The organism is Ramlibacter sp. (assembly GCF_035548915.1).
In the GTDB taxonomy this organism is placed as follows: domain Bacteria; phylum Pseudomonadota; class Gammaproteobacteria; order Burkholderiales; family Burkholderiaceae_C; genus Ramlibacter.
The window spans coordinates 20608-37163 of record NZ_DASZSE010000042.1 but is presented as its reverse complement, the minus strand read 5'-3'; the positions used below and the strand labels follow the sequence as shown (position 1 = coordinate 37163).

Here is a 16556-nt window from a genome sequence, read left to right as displayed (position 1 = left end):
GTTCATTCGCATGTCCGTGTGGCCGCGTTGTGCAGGCGTGGCCGACGTGGCCACTTCCCTTCCGGAGTATTCGAATGAAAAAAGCCCTCGTCGTCCTCGTGGCCGCGCTCGCGGCCGGCACCGTGTTCGCGCAAGGCACGGCCACGCCGCGCATCGACCAGCGCGAAGCGCGCCAGGAATCGCGCATCGAGCAAGGCGTGAACTCGGGACAGCTCACCGGCAAGGAGGCCGCCCGCATGGAAGCGCGGCAGGGCCGCATCGAGCGGGCCGAGGCGCGAGCGAAGCGCGACGGCATCGTGACGGCAAGGGAACGCGCCCACATCAAGCGCATGCAGAACAAGGCGAGCCACCGCATCCACCGCCAGAAGCACGACGCGCAACGCGGCTGACGCGCAACGCGGCTGACGCATCTTTGCCTCCGCGCCACGTTCGCACGGGCCGCGATAATGCGGCCCATGCAGCTCAAGGTCGGCGAACTCGCTCGCTCCACCGGCCTCACGGTGCGCACGCTGCACCACTACGACGAGATCGGCCTGCTCAAGCCCTCGGGGCGCTCCGACTCCGGCTATCGCCTGTACGGCCCCGACGACATCGCGCGCCTGCACGGCATTCAGGCACTTCGCCAGATGGGCCTCGCGCTCGCCGACATCGCGGCTTTGTTCGAAGGACGCGGGCCCGCGCCGCACGCGATCATCGATCAGCAATTGCGCGCGCTCGATGACCAGATCGCGCGCGCCGCGGAATTGCGCGAGCGCCTCGCCTTGATGCGCGGGCAGCTCGCCGAAGGCGGCGCGCCCGCGCTCGACGAATGGCTGGGCGTGCTGCGGCAGATGGGCACCTACGGCAAATACTTCCGCCCCGATGAAATCAAGTTCATCCTCTCGGCCTTCGAAGACTTCAAGTCGGACTGGAGCGAACTCACGCGCGACGTTCGCGCCGCCATTGAGGCGTCCCTTCCGGCCGATTCGAGCGAAGTGCAGTCGCTCGCGCGCCGCTGGATGTCGCTCATGCTCGGCTGGATGTCGGGCAACTTCGACCTGATGCATCGCTGGGGCGAGATGTTCCAGCGCGAGCCGCACGAAGCCGTGGGCAGGCATGCGCCGCCGCCGGAAGTGATCCGCTTCATTTCTCCCGCGATCGAGCTGCGCATGGAAGCGACGCGCCGCAACTTCACCCAGGACGAGCTCGCGCGGATTCGCTACGTGCCCGAATGCGACTGGCGCGCGCTCGATGCGCGAGTGCTCGCGCTTGTCGAACGCGACGTCGCGCCAGCAAGCCCGCAGGCCGAGGTGGTGGTGCAGCAATGGCTCGCCCTCGCGCTGCGCACCGCCGGAGGCGACGCGCGGCTGCGTGACAGGATGCTCGACGCCGCGCTCACCGATCCGGTCCTGCGGCTGGGCAGCCCGATGTCGGGCGCGTCGCGCGAGTTCCTGCGCGCCGGTCTTGCCGCCAAAAAGGCTTGACCCTCACGCGGCGTGAGGCTCTACAGTCCGGCGAATGAATCCGACTTCTCCTGCTCCGCCCGATCGCGCGGCCTTGCTGCGCGATCCGAACTTCCGCTGGCTCACGTCCGGCGGCGCCATCTCGATGCTGGGCGACCAGTTCACGTTGATCGCGCTGCCGTGGCTCGTGCTCAGGATGACCGGCGACACGCGCGTCCTCGGGCTCGTGCTCGCGCTCGTCGGCGTGCCGCGCGCCGTCTTCATCCTCGTGGGGGGCGCGCTGGTGGACCGGTACGCGCCGCAACGCGTGCTCATGCTCACGAAGCACGTGAACACCGTGCTGCTCGGCGCGCTTGCGGCGCTCGTCTTCACCGGCACCGCACAGTTGCCGGTCGTATGCGTCATCGCGCTTGCGATCGGCGTGTCGAGCGCATTCAGCATTCCTTCGGGCATGTCGATGATGCCGCACGTGGTGCGCCCCGAGCAGTTGCCGGCCGCCAACAGCATCACGATGGGGATGCGCCAGCTCACCTTCTTCGTGGGGCCGCTCGCCGCGGGGGGCATGATCGCGCTGTTCGGCGGCGGCGGCGGCGGCGACGGCACGATGAAGGATGCGAACGGCATCGCGCTCGCGTTCGCGTTCGACGCGGCGAGCTTCGCGGTCTCCGCCTGGACGCTGGCAAAGGTGCGCATGCGTGCCACGCCGCCCGCCGCGGCGAGCGCCGGTGTGTCGTCCGTGCTCGCTTCGATCGCGGAGGGCCTCGCACATTTCTGGCGCGACGTGGAACTGCGCACCTGCTTCGGCTACTGGGCGGCGATGGCGATCTTCATCATGGGGCCGCTTCAGATCGCGTTGCCCGTGCTGGCGAGCCGCACCGAGGGGCTTGGCGCCTCCGCGCTCGGCCTGATGCTCGGTGCGCACGGGGCCGGCACGCTCGCGGGCATGCTCGTGTCGGGCGCGGGACTCAGGGTGCGGTTCGGCACGCTCGGGGCGACCTTGCTCGTCTTCGATGTCGTGGCCGGTGCATTGCTCGCACTCCTCGGACAGATCGGCGCGGCCTGGCAGGGCGCCACGTTGATGCTCCTGATGGGTGTGCTCGCGGGCTTCATGCAGGTGTCGGTATTCACGTGGCTGCAGCGGCGCGTGCCGCCGCGCCTCATCGGCCGCGCGATGAGTCTCTTCATGTTCATCTTCATGGGGCTCGTGCCGCTGGCCGCCGCCGCCACCGGCTGGGTGATGCGGGCGGTGACGCTCGCGCAGCTCTTCGCCGCCTGCGGCGCGACGCTCGTCGTGATCGCGATCGTCGCGGCGCTGTTCACGCCGATGCGGCAGGTGCGCGATCCGCTGCCGGCGTCGTGAAGCGCGGAAGGTGATCATGTGGCGGTAGGGTGCCCTTCGGTACCCCGCTCGACGAAGCAGTTGAAGCTCCCTCTCCCCCTCCGGGGGAGAGGGTTGGGGTGAGGGGGCTCCGAATGCACCCGCCGGGTTTTTTCTTTGGCGAAAGCCAAAGAAAAAACCCGGCCGAAGCCGGGTTGGGGGATCACACTCGAGACAGACCTCAGGGCTTCGAAGCCGTCGGGAACGGCCACGCTGCCTGCGGGTTCAGCGTCGTCTGGGCGGCAGGCGCCGCCGACGCTGGAGGACTTGTTGCTGGCGCGGGCTTCGCAGCGGGCGCTTTCGCAGCCTTTTTCGCAGCCTTCTTCGCAGCCGGCTTCTTCTTCGCGGCCGGGCGCTTCGCGGCGGCCTTCTTCGCCGTCGTCTTCTTGGCGGCCTTCTTGGCCGTCGTCTTCTTCGCCGCCTTCTTCGCGGCCGGGCGCTTCGCCGCAGCCTTCTTCGCTGCCGGACGCTTCGCCGCGGTCTTCTTCGCGGCCGGGCGCTTCGCGGCGGCCTTCTTCGCCGCCGGACGCTTCGCCGTTGCCTTCTTCGCTGCCTTCTTGGCCGGGGCCTTCTTCGCAGCCGATTTCTTCGCAGTTGCCATTTCAATTCTCCTGTTCAAACGGGTTGCTCACCCATGAAAGCACTCCGCAGCCTTTGTTGGTATGGCACGGAGCGATCCGCGGGGTTGGGCCGAAGCCCAGCCCCACGAACACTGCAGGCCCGCTCGGGGGCAGCCTCTAGGCGGGCTGCTCGCGCGTGCGGGCGAATCACTCGACACAACAATCGCAGTTGCCGAACGTCCTTACGACTCCCAGGAAAGCGCGCCACCCGACTGGTACTCGATCACGCGGGTTTCGAAGAAATTGCGCTCCTTCTTGAGGTCGATCATCTCGCTCATCCAGGGGAAGGGGTTTTCCTCGTTCGGGAAAAGCGCTTCCAATCCGATCTGCGTGGCGCGGCGGTTCGCGATGTAGCGCAGGTAGCCCTTGAACATGGAGGCATTGAGCCCGAGCACGCCGCGAGGCATGGTGTCCTCGGCGTAGCGGTACTCCAATTCCACGGCTTTGGCGAAGAGGCTCTTGATGTCCGCCTTGAACTCGGCCGTCCAGAGATGCGGATTCTCGAGCTTGATCTGGTTGATGAGGTCGATGCCGAAGTTGCAGTGCATCGACTCGTCGCGCAGGATGTACTGGTACTGCTCGGCGGCGCCCGTCATCTTGTTCTGGCGGCCGAGCGCGAGGATCTGGGTGAAGCCGACGTAGAAGAAGAGGCCTTCCATCAGGCACGCGAAGACGATCAGCGACTTCAGGAGCTTCTGGTCGGCCGCGGGCGTGCCCGTGCGGAACTCCGGGTCCATGATCGCGTGGATGAACGGGATCAGGAATTCGTCCTTGTCGCGGATGGACTGGACTTCGTTGTAGGCGTTGAAGATCTCCGCCTCGTTCAGGCCGAGCGACTCCACGATGTACTGGTAGGCGTGCGTGTGGATCGCTTCCTCGAACGCCTGGCGCAGGAGGAACTGCCGGCATTCCGGCGCCGTGATGTGGCGGTAGGTGCCCAGCACGATGTTGTTGGCCGCGAGCGAATCGGCCGTCACGAAGAAGCCGAGGTTGCGCTTCACGATCCGGCGCTCGTCCTCGGAAAGGCCGTTCGGGTCCTTCCACAGGGCGATGTCGCGGTTCATGTTGATTTCCTGCGGCATCCAGTGGTTGGCGCAGGTGGCCAGGTACTTCTCCCAGGCCCACTTGTACTTGAACGGGACGAGCTGGTTGACGTCGGTCTGGCCGTTGATGATGCGCTTGTCGGCGGCCACGACGCGACGCGCGGCCGAACCGCGCGATGTGTCCGCCTCGGGTCGCACCGTCATGACGATCGCTTGAGGCGCGGCCGCGTGAGCCGCGATCGCTCGAGGCGCGGTCGACGGATGCGTGGAGACTTCAGAGGAGATGTCAGCAATCTGCAGGAGTGGCGAATGTGCCGCCTCGCGGCCTTGCTTGCCGCTCGGAAGATCTGACGATGCGGTCTTGACTTCGTCGTCCCAGGTCAACATAAGTTTTCCAGTGCTCGAATTATGTGAGCACTGATGCGGAATGCAAAGTGTCCGTTCACATCAGCGCTCGATTTTGTTGCTCGTTTGCATCGGCGTCATGTCGGACAACGCCGATGCATTCTCTGTCTATCACTTCATTGGCACGCTTCGCACGACGGATCGTCGATCGCGCAGAACCGGATGTCGGTCGCCGGTGACGATGCGGCCGCATCCATCTGCGCGCGCGCGGAGGCTGCTGCCGCATCGAGTGCGGACATGCCGATGGGGCCGGCGTTGCCGCCGCTTCCCGATGCCTGCGGCACCGAGTTCAGGCGGCCGGACTGCACCGTCGACTTCTCGGCTTGCGTCGCGCTCGTCGTGCGCAGGTAGTAGGTCGTCTTCAGGCCGCGCAGCCACGCGAGCTTGTACGTCTCGTCGAGCTTCTTGCCCGAGGCGCCGGCCATGTAGATATTGAGCGACTGCGCCTGGTCGATCCACTTCTGGCGGCGCGCGGCGGCTTCGACGAGCCACACCGGCTCGATTTCGAACGCGGTGGCGTAAAGCGCCTTCACGTCCTGCGGCACGCGGTCGATCGGCCGGAGCGAGCCGTCGAAGTGCTTCAGGTCCATCACCATCACGTCGTCCCACAGGCCCAGGCGCTTCAGGTCGCGCACGAGGTAGTGGTTGATGATGGTGAACTCGCCCGACAGGTTGGACTTGACCGAGAGGTTGCCGAAGCACGGCTCGATCGACGCGTCCACGCCGATGATGTTGGAAATGGTGGCCGTCGGCGCGATGGCGATGCAGTTGCTGTTGCGCATGCCGTCGGCGGCGATCTTCGCGCGCAGGGCGTCCCAGTCGAGCGTGGCCGAGCGGTCGAGCTCCACGTATTCGCTGCCTCTTTGCCGCGCGAGCAGGTCGAGCGTATCGAGCGGCAGGATGCCCTTGTCCCACAGCGACCCCTTGTAGCTCGAGTAGCGGCCGCGCTCGCGGGCGAGCTCGGTCGAGGCGAGATAGGCGTAGTAGCAGACGGCTTCCATCGATTCGTCGGCGAAGCGCACCGCTTCGTCGGACGCGTACGGAATGCGCAGTTCGTAGAGCGCATCCTGAAAGCCCATCACGCCCAGGCCGACCGGCCGGTGGCGCATGTTGGAGTCGCGAGCTTTCTTCACGGCGTAGTAGTTGATGTCGATCACGTTGTCGAGCATGCGCATCGCCGTCGCGATGGTCCGCCTGAGCTTGTCGTGGTCGATGCGACCGCCTTGCACGTGCTGCAGCAGGTTCACCGAACCCAGGTTGCACACGGCGGTTTCGGTGTCGGACGTGTTCAGCGTGATCTCGGTGCACAGGTTCGACGAGTGCACCACGCCCACGTGCTGCTGCGGCGAGCGCACGTTGCAGGCGTCCTTGAACGTGATCCAGGGGTGCCCGGTCTCGAAGAGCATCGTGAGCATCTTGCGCCAGAGGTCGATCGCGGGAATGGTCCGCGCGGGCTTGATCTCGCCGCGCTTCGCCTTCTCTTCGTAGGCGACGTAGGCCTGCTCGAAATCGGCGCCGAAGCGGTCGTGCAGGTCGGGCACCGACGACGGGGAGAACAGAGTCCAGTCTCCCTTCTCCATCACACGACGCATGAACAGGTCGGGGATCCAGTTCGCCGTGTTCATGTCGTGCGTGCGACGTCGATCGTCGCCGGTGTTCTTTCTGAGCTCCAGGAACTCTTCGATGTCGAGGTGCCAGGTCTCGAGGTAAGTGCACACTGCACCCTTCCTCTTGCCGCCCTGGTTGACGGCCACCGCCGTGTCGTTCACCACTTTCAGGAACGGCACCACGCCCTGGGACTCGCCGTTGGTGCCCTTGATGTGCGAGCCGAGCGCGCGCACGCGCGTCCAGTCGTTGCCGAGGCCGCCCGCGAACTTGGAAAGCAGCGCGTTTTCCTTGATGGCTTCGTAGATGCCGTCCAGGTCGTCCGGGACCGTCGTGAGATAGCAAGACGAAAGCTGCGAACGCGTCGTGCCGCTGTTGAAGAGAGTCGGCGTCGAGGACATGAAGTCGAAGCTCGACAGCACTTCGTAGAACTCGATGGCACGCGCTTCGCGGTCGATCTCGTTGAGCGCCAGGCCCATCGCCACGCGCATGAAGAAAGCCTGCGGCAGCTCGATGCGGGTCTTGCGCACGTGCAGGAAGTAGCGGTCGTAGAGCGTCTGCAGGCCGAGGTAGTCGAACTGCAGGTCACGCTCCGCCTCGAGTGCCGCTCCCAGGCGCTGCAGGTCGTACTGCAGCAGCCGCTCGTCGAGCAGCTCGGCTTCGACGCCGCGCTTCACGAAGACGGCGAAGTAGTCCGCATACGCTTCGCCCGCCTCGGCGAGAGCGACTTCGCGGCCGAGCACTTCCTTGAAGATCGTGTGCAGCAGAAGGCGCGCGGTGACGTAGGTGTAGTCGGGGTCCTTCTCGATGAGGGTGCGCGCGGCGAGGATCGAGGCCTTGTACACCTCGTCGAGCGGGACGCCGTCGTAGAGATTGCGCATCGTCTCCGCGACGATCGGCTCGGGCTTCACGTCGCCGCCGAGCCCGGCGCACGCGGTCTCGATCAGCGACTTCAGGCTCTGCCGGTCGAGCGGCACGCGCTGGCCCGAATCGACGACGTGGAACACGGGCTCCTTCGGCGCTTCGGTCTGCGCCTGCCGGGCGCGTTCCTGCGCGCGGCGCTCACGGTAGAGCACGTAGGCGCGCGCGACTTCGTGATGGCCGCCGCGCATGAGCCCGAGCTCGACCTGGTCCTGCACGTCCTCGATGTGGAAGGTGCCGCCGCCCGGGCGCGAACGCACGAGCGCGCGAATCACGGCCTGCGTGAGGCCGTCGACGGTTTCGCGCACCGAAGCCGAAGCGGCGCCCTGCGTGCCGTGCACCGCGAGGAACGCCTTCATCATGGCGATCGCGATCTTGTCCGGCTCGAACGGAACCACCGAGCCGTTGCGGCGGATGATCTGGTAGTTGGCCAGTGTGTGCTTCGCTGTCGTGGTGGCGCCCGGCGGCTCGATGGGCATGCCGGCGGGCAGCTCGGAGGCGGAGCGGGCGTGGGTAGAGGACTGCTGCATGTTTCTTCCTGACGTGGTTCTTGTGGTCCAGCGGATCGGGTTTCGACGGAGAAAGCTCACCCCCGGCAGCGAACGCTGCCCGAAGGGCGATGTGGTAATGCGGCGGCCCGCGCGGGGCAGGGCCCATGGCCGCCGGAACGGTTACGAGGTGAGCATGAAGACCAGCGATCGGCGCAGTTGCCTGATCCCCAGACCAACGGGCGGCTCCTGGAACGGGTCTTTCATCGCTTCTCCTCGTTTGACACCCGTGAGAGTGTACAGCGGCACACTATATATGGTGTCCGCGCGTTTGCAAGTCACTAGATGTAGTGTTTACCCGTCGGGTGTTGTTCACACGCCAAGCAACGCGCCCGAACAGGTTTTCCACAAGGAAGTCCCCAGGCTCGGCCGTTGCCGCCCTTGCGCACCCGCGTGCTTGCGCGGGCGGTGCTGAAGAAAGCGGCGGCCACGCGGCTATCCACATGCGGGTGGGCCCGCACGCGCCCGGCCGTCAACACGCGAAGCGGTCGTCCGCCCAGCCCAGGCTCGCCCTGAGCCGCGCCCAATCGAACTTCGCCCCGGGGTCCTGCTTGCGTCCGGGCGCGACGTGCTCGTGCCCGGCGACGTGCGCGATCGGATACTGCTGCCCGATCGCCGCGCAAACCGAGGCGAGCGCTTCGTACTGCTCGCGCTCGAAGGCTTCTCCTTCGAGCCCTTCGAGCTCGATGCCGATCGAGTAGTCGTTGCAGTTCTCTCGCCCACGCCACCGCGACGCGCCCGCATGCCAGGCGCGGTCGTCGCAGCTCACGAACTGCCACAGCTCGCCGCCGCGACGGATGAAGAAGTGCGCCGAGACCTGCATGCCCTCGATCGCCTTGAAATAGGGATGCGCATCCCAGTCGAGCGTGTTCGTGAAAAGACGCATGACTTCGTCACCGCCGTAAACGCCGGGCGGCAGGCTGATCGAATGAATGACGATGAGATCGGCCTGCATGCCCGGCGGACGCGGGCCGAAGTTGGGCGAGTCGAGCCGTCGCGCGAATCGGTACCAGCCCGCCTGCCACAGGGCGGACATGTCAGACGGAGCCATCGCCCGCGTCGTCGCTGCCCGGAACACCGATCGCGAGCCGCGCGATCCGGTAGCGGATCTGCCGCAAGCTCAAGCCGAGCTTCTGTGCCGCGGCCGTCCGGTTGAATCCCGTTTCCTGCAGCGCCTTCACCAGGATTTCGCGTTCCTGCTGATCGAGGTAGGCCTGCAGGTCGCTTGGCATCGGCGGCGCCGGCGCGAGAGACAGCGCCGGCGCGCTCGCGAGCGCTGCGGGCGCTTCGGCCCGGGCCTCGGCAACGTTGGCCGATGCGGCCTGCGTCGGCGCGAAGTCGATCTGCAGCTCGCTGCCGTCGGCAAGCGCCACTGCACGGTGCAGCAAATTTTCCAGTTCCCGCACGTTGCCGGGCAGCGGGTGGGCGTACAGCTGCTGCAGCACCCGGGGCGACAAGGCAGGCGCCGCGATACCCGATTCCGCCGCGATGCGGCACAGGAGCGCATCGCAAAGCGCCGTCAAGTCCTCGCGCCGCTCGCGCAGTGGCGGCACGACGATCTCGATCACGTTCAGGCGATAGAAGAGGTCCTGCCGGAAACGTCCCGCCTGCACGTCGGCCGCGAGATCGCGGTGCGTCGCGCTCACGATGCGCACGTCCACCGCGTCTTCCTGCGTGGAGCCGAGCGAGCGCACCTGGCGCTCCTGAATGGCGCGCAGGAGCTTGGACTGCATCGCGAGCGGCAGGTCGCCGATCTCGTCGAGAAAGAGCGTGCCGCCGCGCGCGGCCTGGAAGTAGCCTTCGCGGTCGGCCGTCGCGCCCGTGTAGGAGCCCTTCTTCGCGCCGAAGAATTCCGCCTCCAGAAGCGTCTCGGGGATCGCGCTGCAGTTGACCGCCACAAAAGGTCCGTCGGAGCGGTGGCTGCAGCCGTGGATCGCCCGGGCGACCAGTTCCTTGCCGGTGCCCGACTCGCCGCGCACGAGGACGGGCGCCATGTTGCGCGCGACCTTCGCGATGCGCTCCTTCACGACTTTCATCGCGGGCGACTCCCCCACCAGGCGCTGCAGCGCGCTCGCACCGCTCGCGGCGCGTTCGGCGCCGCGCAGCGCGGCGGCCACCGCGGCGCGGCCGCGCTGCGGCGCCGCTTCCTGAATGGCCGAGGCGACGACGGTGCGGAACTGCTTCAGGTCCACCGGCTTCGTGAGATAGTCGAACGCGCCGGCCTTGAGCGCCTCCACCGCGTTCTCCGCGGAGCCGTAGGCCGTCATCACGATGCAGCGTTCGCTGCGCTGCTGAGCGCTCATGCGCAGCAGCAGTTCGAGGCCGAGCCCGTCGGGCAGTCTCATGTCGGTGATCACCGCGTCGAACCGGCGGTCTTCGAGCAGTTGCCAGGCTTCCGCGAGCGTCGCGGCCGCGTCGACGCGATAGCCCTCGCGCAGCAGCGTGAGCTCGTAGAGCGTGCGCAGGTCGGGCTCGTCGTCGACGACGAGGACCTGGGCGGAGGAAGCGTGCGTCGTGGCCATTCGGATCGCGCGGGATCAGGCCGTGATCGTATCGAACGGCAGCGCATCGTCCGCGGCCGCCTCGCGGCGCTGGAAGCGGACGAAGAATTCGTTGCCTTCGCGGCCGCCTTCGACCGCGCTCGTGCGCCGGTACCCGATGCTCGCGCCGTGACGTTCGCACAGCTCGCGGCAAATGTATAGCCCCAGCCCGCTCGAGCGGCTCTCCGATGAGAAAAACGGCTCGAACAGATGGCGCTGCACGCCTTGCTCGAGCGGGAGGCCATCGCTCCAGACGCGCAGCCAGGCCGCTTCGGCGCCGTCTTCGGTCGCCACGCGGATCGAGTCCGGCTCGCCGCCCGCGTAGCGCAGCGCGTTGTCGAGCAGGTTCACGAGCACGCGGCGCAGGTGTTCCGGCTGGAAGGCGACGCGGGCCACACGGCTTGCGAGGTCCAGGTGCAGGCGTTCGGCCGCCTGCATCTGCCGCACCCAGTCGTCCACCGTGGCGCCGACCGCGTCGTCCAGCACGAGCGGCGCCGCGAGCTGCTGTTCCACCCGCGTGATGTCGAGGATCTCTTCGACGATGTGCGACAGCCGCCGCGCGTTCTGCCGCACGAGCTGCGAGAGCTGCCGGTGCGATTCGTCGGTGAGCTCCTCTTCGAGCAGCGCATTGGCCTGCGAGATGGCCGCGAGCGGATTGCGAATCTCGTGCGCGACCGCGGCCGACATGCGGCCCATCGCGGCGAGCTTCTCGGTGCGCAGCCGCGCCTCGACCTCGCGCAGGTCCTCCAGGAACATCACGCACAGGTCCTGCGACTGGCCCTGCGGCGGCGTCATGCGCGTGCGCACGTTCACGAGGTGGCGCTCGCCGGGCGCGGCGACCAGAGCGATTTCGCTGCGCTGCGATTCGTGGTCGGCCAGCGTGCGCCGGGCGAGCTCCATGAGCGGCCGCCACGCATCGCGCGAGCCGAGCGCGAACGGCATCTCGAGCGCCTCGCCCTCGCAGCCCAGGAGGCGGCGCGCGGCCGGGTTGGCGATGTGGACCTGGCCTTCGCCGCCCACCACGAGCACGCCGTCGCCCAGGTGTTCCACCACGAGCTCGTTCACCTGCGCCTGCGTGCGCGCGGCCATGCGGCTGCGCCGGGCTTCGTGTTCCTCGCGGGCGAGCCGCACGGACAGCTGGTTGGCGAGCAGCGCCACCGCGAAGTAGCCGATGCCCGTGAGCCCGGCCTGCAGGAAGCGCGAAGCCATTTCCTCGGGCACGTGCAGCGACCACAGCCACGCGTCGCCCAGCAGGAGCAGCGTCACGGCCGCGGCGGCGCCCATCGCGAGCAGCGACGAGCCCAGCACGCCGGCGGTGAGCACGGGCAGCGCGAAGAGCGGCAGATAGGAGATGCCGCCTGCCTGAAGGAACTGCAGCGTGGAAAACGCGAGCAGGTCGATGCCGATCGTCGACACCCACTGCGGATCGAAGGCGTGACCGGGCGGCAGCGGCCGCGTGAACACGCGCACCGCGAGCGATGCGGCCAGGTAGGTCGCGCACAGGCCCATCAGCCAGCCGGCATTGCCGCCGCGCGCGATGCCGAGACCGTAGAGCAGGCCCAGCAAGACAAGAAGCGCCACCGCGATCGTGACGCGCGCGCTCATGAAGGCGCGCCACATCCGCATGAAAGCGGAGTCGTCCGCGACGGCGTCCGGCAGGTCCACCGAGTCGGGCGCGAAGCCGGACCACGTGGTCATTCAGCCTCCACCCAGCCGCCGGTGGTCCGGGCTGCAATAGAAGACGTCCGCCTCGCCTTCGAGCGCGTCGGCGCGCGGCAGGTGCACGGAGCAGACGGCGCACCGAACCATTTCCTGCGGCTGCGCGTCCTTCGGCGTATCGCGCCGTGGGGAAGACGCATCGGCGATGCGGCCGCCGCGCCAGAAGAGGTACGCGATCCACAGCACCGCGAACAGCAGGAGGAATTTCACGTCGCGCGTCCCAGCACGACTTCGAGCACGAAGCGCGAGCCCACATAGGCGAGCAGCAGCAGCAGCGAGCCCGTATAGAGCACGCGAACCGCGCGCCGTCCGCGCCAGCCGAAGCGCGCCCGCCCGAGCAGCAGCAGCGCGAACGCCACCCATGCGAGCACGGAGAACACGCGCTTGTGGTCCCAGCGCCAGGAATCCTCCACGGCTTCGTTGAAGAACAGGCCCGCGAGGAGCGCGGCCGACAGCACGACGAAGCCCGCGCCGGCGAAGCGGAACGTGAGACGCTCGAGCGTGAGCAGCGGCACGCCCGTGTAGTGGCCCGCGCCGCGGCGGATGAAGCGTTCGGCGCGCATGAGCAGCCATGCATGAATCACGGCCGCCGCGATGAGGCCGTAGGCCGCCATGCCCAGCACGACGTGGATCGGCTGCCAGCCCGAGCCGGTGTGCCTGAGCGGCACGCCCGGATCGGCAAGGGGCAGCGCGAGCGCGACGACGCCGAGCGCCGCGAGCGCCCAGCGCGCGTGCAGTTGCGGGAACATTTCGCGCTCGATCACGTACATCGTGAGCACGAGCCAGCCCGTGGCCGAGAGTGCCGGCGCCCAGCCGAAGCGCGGCGTGTCGCCGAACACGCCCCAGGCGAGCGCCATCCCGTGCAGCACCCACGCGATGAGCAAAGCCGCGCGGGCCGAGCGATCGGCCAGGCGCGAGGCGAGCGCGGCGGGCAATGCATAAGCCGCCGCCGCGCCGACGCTGAGCGCCACGCTCACGGGGGACGCACTGGCTAGAATCATGGGCTCAAGTTTAGTCTCCCCCATGGCATCCGCTCTCTCCGATAAGCTGTCGCGCCTCGTGAAGCAGATGCGCGGCCAGGCCCGCATCACCGAAGGCAACGTCCAGGACATGCTGCGCGAAGTGCGCATGGCCCTGCTCGAGGCCGATGTCGCGCTGCCCGTCGTGCGCGACTTCATCGCGCGCGTGAAGGACAAGGCGCTCGGGCAGGAGGTGCTCGGATCGCTGTCGCCCGGCCAGGCGCTCGTGGGCATCGTGCAACGAGAACTGGCCGCCACGATGGGCGAAGGGGTGAGCGACATCGACCTCGCGACGCAGCCGCCCGCCGTCATCCTCATGGCGGGCCTGCAGGGCGCGGGCAAGACGACGACCACCGCGAAGCTTGCCAAGCACCTGATCGAAAAGCGCAGGAAGAAGGTGCTCACGGTTTCGGGCGACGTGTACCGCCCCGCCGCCATCGAGCAGCTGAAGACGGTGACGGCGCAGGCGGGCGCGCAGTGGTTCGCCTCGTCGCCGGATCAGAAACCGGTGGACATCGCGAAGGCGGCCGTCGACTACGCGAAGAAGAACTACTTCGACGTGCTGCTCGTGGACACCGCGGGGCGCCTTGCGATCGACGAGGCGATGATGAAGGAAATTCGCGAGCTGCACGCGGCGCTGAAGCCGGTGGAGACGCTCTTCGTGGTGGATGCGATGCAGGGCCAGGACGCGGTGAATACCGCGAAGGCCTTCAAGGAGGCGCTGCCGCTCACGGGCATCGTGCTCACCAAGCTCGACGGCGATTCGCGCGGCGGCGCGGCACTGTCGGTGCGGCAGGTGACGGGCGCGCCGATCAAGTTCGCCGGCATCAGCGAGAAGATCGACGGGCTGGAAGTGTTCGACGCCGAGCGCCACGCGGGCCGCATCCTCGGAATGGGCGACATCGTGGCGCTCGTGGAACAGGTGCAGGCGGGCGTCGACGTCGAAGCCGCGCAAAAGCTCGCCGCCAAGGTGAAGAGCGGCGAGGGGTTCGACCTGAACGATTTCCTTGCGCAGCTGAAGCAGATGAAGAGCATGGGCGGGCTTTCCACGCTCATGGACAAGATGCCCGCGCAGATTCAGCAGAAGGCGGGCGGCGTGGACATGCAGAAGGCCGAGCGCGACATCCGCAGGAAAGAAGGCATCATCTGCTCGATGACGCCGCAGGAGCGCAGGAAGCCGGAAATCATCAAGGCCACGCGCAAGCGGCGCATCGCCGCGGGCGCGGGCGTGCACGTGCAGGAAGTGAACCGCCTCCTGAACGAATTCGACCAGATGCAGCAGATGATGAAGAAGATGAAAGGCGGCGGGTTGATGAAGCTCATGAAGCGCATGGGCGGCGGCAAGGGGATGCCGAAGCTGCCGTTCTGAATTCCCAGGCCGCACCAGGGCAGGAGCGGCTCATCCGAGCCGGCCGAGCGCCACGAGGGCGGCATCGAAGCGGCTGCGTAGTTGCGCGGGCCAGTCCGGAGCCGGCTGCAGCCCCTCGACTCTCACGAAGGACGCCACACCCTCACGCGAGAAGCTCCTCCTTGACCACGACTTCCCCCCGCAGCGAATGCGGCAGCGCCTCGGTGATCGTCACATCGATCATCCGCCCCGCAAGCCGCTTCGCACCTTTGAAGTTCACGATCCGGTTGCACTCCGTGCGTCCCATGAGCTCGCTGGGGTCCTTCTTCGACGGCCCTTCCACCAGGATTCGCTGCACCGTCCCCACGCGCGACGCGCCGATGCGCCGGACGTTGTCTTCCAGCACGCGCTGCAGATGCTGCAGGCGCTTCAGCTTCACCTCGTGCGGCGTGTCGTCGTGCAAGGCGGCCGCGGGCGTGCCCGGCCGCGGGCTGAAGATGAACGAGAAGCTCGCGTCGTAGCCGACCTCCTGCACGAGCTTCATCAGCTTCGCGAAGTCCTCCTCGGTCTCGCCCGGGAAGCCGACGATGAAATCGCTCGACATCGAAATGTCCGGCCGCACCGCGCGCAGCCTGCGCACGATCGACTTGTATTCCATCGCCGTGTAGCCGCGCTTCATCGCCATCAGGATGCGGTCGCTGCCGTGCTGCACCGGCAGGTGGAGATGGCTCACGAGCTTCGGGACCTTCGCATACGCGTCGATGAGACGCTGAGTGAATTCGTTCGGATGGCTCGTGGTGTAGCGGATGCGCTCGATGCCGGGAATCTCGGCGACGTATTCGACGAGGAGCGCGAAGTCGGCGATCTCACCGCTCTCGCCCATCCGGCCGCGATAGGCGTTCACGTTCTGCCCGAGCAGCGTGATCTCCTTCACGCCCTGGTCCGCAAGCCCCGCGGCTTCGGTGAGCACGTCCTCGAAGGGGCGCGATACTTCCTCGCCGCGCGTGTAGGGCACGACGCAGTAGGAGCAGTACTTCGAGCAGCCTTCCATGATGGAGACGAAGGCGCTCGCGCCTTCCACCCTCGCGGGCGGCAGGTTGTCGAACTTCTCGATCTCGGGAAAGCTCACGTCCACCTGCGGCCGCTGCTGCCGCTCGCGCGCCGCGAGCAGTTGCGGCAGCCGGTGCAGCGTCTGCGGGCCGAACACCACGTCCACGTAGGGCGCGCGTTCGATGATCGCGGCGCCTTCCTGCGACGCGACGCAGCCGCCCACGCCGATCAGCACGCCCCTTTTCTTCAGGTGCTTCACCCGGCCGAGGTCGGAAAACACCTTCTCCTGCGCCTTCTCGCGCACCGAGCAGGTGTTGAAGAGGATGAGGTCGGCTTCCTCCGGGTCCTGCGTGGGCTCGTAGCCTTCGGCCATCGCCATCACGTCGGCCATCTTGTCCGAGTCGTACTCGTTCATCTGGCAGCCGAAGGTCTTGATGTAGACGCGCTTCGACTTCGTCACTGCCGCGCTCCGAAGATGAGCGCAAGGAGCTCGTTGAAGCGCCGCCAGCCGTCCGGGTCGCCGGCGTTGATGCCGCCGAGCTTTGCGTATTCGTCGGCGGACAGCAGCCAGACCTCATGGACGAGCCCGGCCGCGTCGCGCTTGTACACGGCATAGACGTTCTGCCCCGCGAGGCTCGCCGAAAGCACCACCATGTTGCGGCGGTTGCGGATGCGGCTGCCGGGCGAAAGACGGTCGGGCTGGCCGTTGACGGTGATGACCGGTGGCGTGGGGGTGATGCCGATGATCGCGAGCTTCGCGTTGGTCGGGACATCCCGCGCGACGCCGGTCGTGTCCTGCGTAAGAACCTGGGCAAGGAGGGGCGCGGCGTACGCGCAGGCGAGGACCCAGCCGGCGAGGGCCTTGGCGATCCAGCGGTTCATGGTGTTGATCCAGAGGCTGTGAGGCGGGTGATTCTA

The 16556-nt window shown here is 67.4% G+C and carries 14 protein-coding genes; 4 read left to right on the top strand and 10 right to left on the bottom strand.

Annotated elements, in window-relative coordinates; translation table 11 throughout:
• Window positions 1-74: 74 nt before the first annotated feature.
• From VHA82_RS17265 to VHA82_RS17255, 3 genes are all read left to right on the top strand, one after another.
• A complete protein-coding gene (locus tag VHA82_RS17265; RefSeq protein ID WP_325545996.1) occupies window positions 75-389 on the top strand; it encodes a hypothetical protein in 315 nt (104 codons plus the stop codon).
• Window positions 390-455: 66 nt separating this feature from the next.
• Window positions 456-1463, top strand: coding sequence for a MerR family transcriptional regulator (locus VHA82_RS17260; protein WP_325545994.1), 1008 nt, complete (start codon window positions 456-458; stop codon window positions 1461-1463).
• A 34-nt stretch (window positions 1464-1497) separates the two neighbouring features.
• Entirely contained in the window at window positions 1498-2802 is a 1305-nt protein-coding gene (locus tag VHA82_RS17255) for an MFS transporter (RefSeq protein WP_325545992.1), read from the top strand.
• A 199-nt stretch (window positions 2803-3001) separates the two neighbouring features.
• Here VHA82_RS17255 and VHA82_RS17250 read toward each other — a convergent pair whose 3' ends face one another.
• From VHA82_RS17250 to VHA82_RS17215, 8 genes are all read right to left on the bottom strand, one after another.
• A complete protein-coding gene (locus VHA82_RS17250) occupies window positions 3002-3421 on the bottom strand; it encodes a histone H1-like repetitive region-containing protein (protein ID WP_325545990.1) in 420 nt (139 codons plus the stop codon).
• A 201-nt stretch (window positions 3422-3622) separates the two neighbouring features.
• Window positions 3623-4870 carry a ribonucleotide-diphosphate reductase subunit beta gene (locus VHA82_RS17245; RefSeq protein WP_325545988.1) on the bottom strand — a complete coding sequence of 416 codons (1248 nt, stop codon included), beginning with the start codon at window positions 4868-4870 and terminating at the stop codon, window positions 3623-3625.
• 134 nt (window positions 4871-5004) lie between these two features.
• Window positions 5005-7893 (bottom strand): ribonucleoside-diphosphate reductase subunit alpha, encoded by a 2889-nt coding sequence (locus VHA82_RS17240; protein ID WP_325546156.1) that lies wholly within the window; start codon window positions 7891-7893, stop codon window positions 5005-5007.
• Window positions 7894-8434: 541 nt separating this feature from the next.
• Window positions 8435-8998, bottom strand: a complete 564-nt coding sequence (ampD, locus tag VHA82_RS17235; protein ID WP_325545986.1) for a 1,6-anhydro-N-acetylmuramyl-L-alanine amidase AmpD — start codon at window positions 8996-8998, stop codon at window positions 8435-8437.
• 1 nt (window position 8999) lies between these two features.
• Complete coding sequence (locus tag VHA82_RS17230; protein ID WP_325545984.1) at window positions 9000-10484, bottom strand: sigma-54 dependent transcriptional regulator; 1485 nt, start codon at window positions 10482-10484, stop codon at window positions 9000-9002.
• Window positions 10485-10499: 15 nt separating this feature from the next.
• Entirely contained in the window at window positions 10500-12200 is a 1701-nt protein-coding gene (locus VHA82_RS17225) for a sensor histidine kinase (RefSeq protein WP_325545981.1), read from the bottom strand.
• The gene (locus VHA82_RS17220) at window positions 12201-12431 is read right to left on the bottom strand and encodes a PP0621 family protein (RefSeq protein WP_325545979.1); all 231 of its coding nucleotides are present in this window, start codon (window positions 12429-12431) and stop codon (window positions 12201-12203) included.
• A complete protein-coding gene (locus VHA82_RS17215; protein WP_325545977.1) occupies window positions 12428-13222 on the bottom strand; it encodes a cytochrome C assembly family protein in 795 nt (264 codons plus the stop codon). The genes VHA82_RS17220 and VHA82_RS17215 overlap by 4 nt, the downstream gene beginning before the upstream one ends.
• 22 nt (window positions 13223-13244) lie before the next feature.
• On the opposite strand from VHA82_RS17215, the gene ffh reads away from it, so the two are divergent.
• The gene (gene ffh, locus VHA82_RS17210) at window positions 13245-14609 is read left to right on the top strand and encodes a signal recognition particle protein (RefSeq protein WP_325545975.1); all 1365 of its coding nucleotides are present in this window, start codon (window positions 13245-13247) and stop codon (window positions 14607-14609) included.
• Between the two features lie 142 nt (window positions 14610-14751).
• On the opposite strand, the gene miaB is transcribed toward ffh, so the two are convergent.
• Both miaB and VHA82_RS17200 read right to left on the bottom strand, forming a co-directional pair.
• A complete protein-coding gene (miaB, locus tag VHA82_RS17205; RefSeq protein WP_325546154.1) occupies window positions 14752-16053 on the bottom strand; it encodes a tRNA (N6-isopentenyl adenosine(37)-C2)-methylthiotransferase MiaB in 1302 nt (433 codons plus the stop codon).
• Between the two features lie 41 nt (window positions 16054-16094).
• Window positions 16095-16520 (bottom strand): hypothetical protein, encoded by a 426-nt coding sequence (locus tag VHA82_RS17200; RefSeq protein WP_325545973.1) that lies wholly within the window; start codon window positions 16518-16520, stop codon window positions 16095-16097.
• Window positions 16521-16556 lie beyond the last annotated feature (36 nt).

Coding starts and splice junctions, on each gene's coding strand:
- VHA82_RS17240 (WP_325546156.1), bottom strand. CDS start 7,893: ATGCCCATCGAGCCGCCGGGCGCCACCACGACAGCGAAGCACACACTG.
- VHA82_RS17225 (WP_325545981.1), bottom strand. CDS start 12,200: ATGACCACGTGGTCCGGCTTCGCGCCCGACTCGGTGGACCTGCCGGAC.
- VHA82_RS17245 (WP_325545988.1), bottom strand. CDS start 4,870: ATGTTGACCTGGGACGACGAAGTCAAGACCGCATCGTCAGATCTTCCG.
- VHA82_RS17250 (WP_325545990.1), bottom strand. CDS start 3,421: ATGGCAACTGCGAAGAAATCGGCTGCGAAGAAGGCCCCGGCCAAGAAG.
- ampD (WP_325545986.1), bottom strand. CDS start 8,998: ATGTCCGCCCTGTGGCAGGCGGGCTGGTACCGATTCGCGCGACGGCTC.
- VHA82_RS17200 (WP_325545973.1), bottom strand. CDS start 16,520: ATGAACCGCTGGATCGCCAAGGCCCTCGCCGGCTGGGTCCTCGCCTGC.
- VHA82_RS17265 (WP_325545996.1), top strand. CDS start 75: ATGAAAAAAGCCCTCGTCGTCCTCGTGGCCGCGCTCGCGGCCGGCACC.
- VHA82_RS17260 (WP_325545994.1), top strand. CDS start 456: ATGCAGCTCAAGGTCGGCGAACTCGCTCGCTCCACCGGCCTCACGGTG.
- ffh (WP_325545975.1), top strand. CDS start 13,245: ATGGCATCCGCTCTCTCCGATAAGCTGTCGCGCCTCGTGAAGCAGATG.
- miaB (WP_325546154.1), bottom strand. CDS start 16,053: ATGAACGAGTACGACTCGGACAAGATGGCCGACGTGATGGCGATGGCC.
- VHA82_RS17215 (WP_325545977.1), bottom strand. CDS start 13,222: ATGATTCTAGCCAGTGCGTCCCCCGTGAGCGTGGCGCTCAGCGTCGGC.
- VHA82_RS17255 (WP_325545992.1), top strand. CDS start 1,498: ATGAATCCGACTTCTCCTGCTCCGCCCGATCGCGCGGCCTTGCTGCGC.
- VHA82_RS17230 (WP_325545984.1), bottom strand. CDS start 10,484: ATGGCCACGACGCACGCTTCCTCCGCCCAGGTCCTCGTCGTCGACGAC.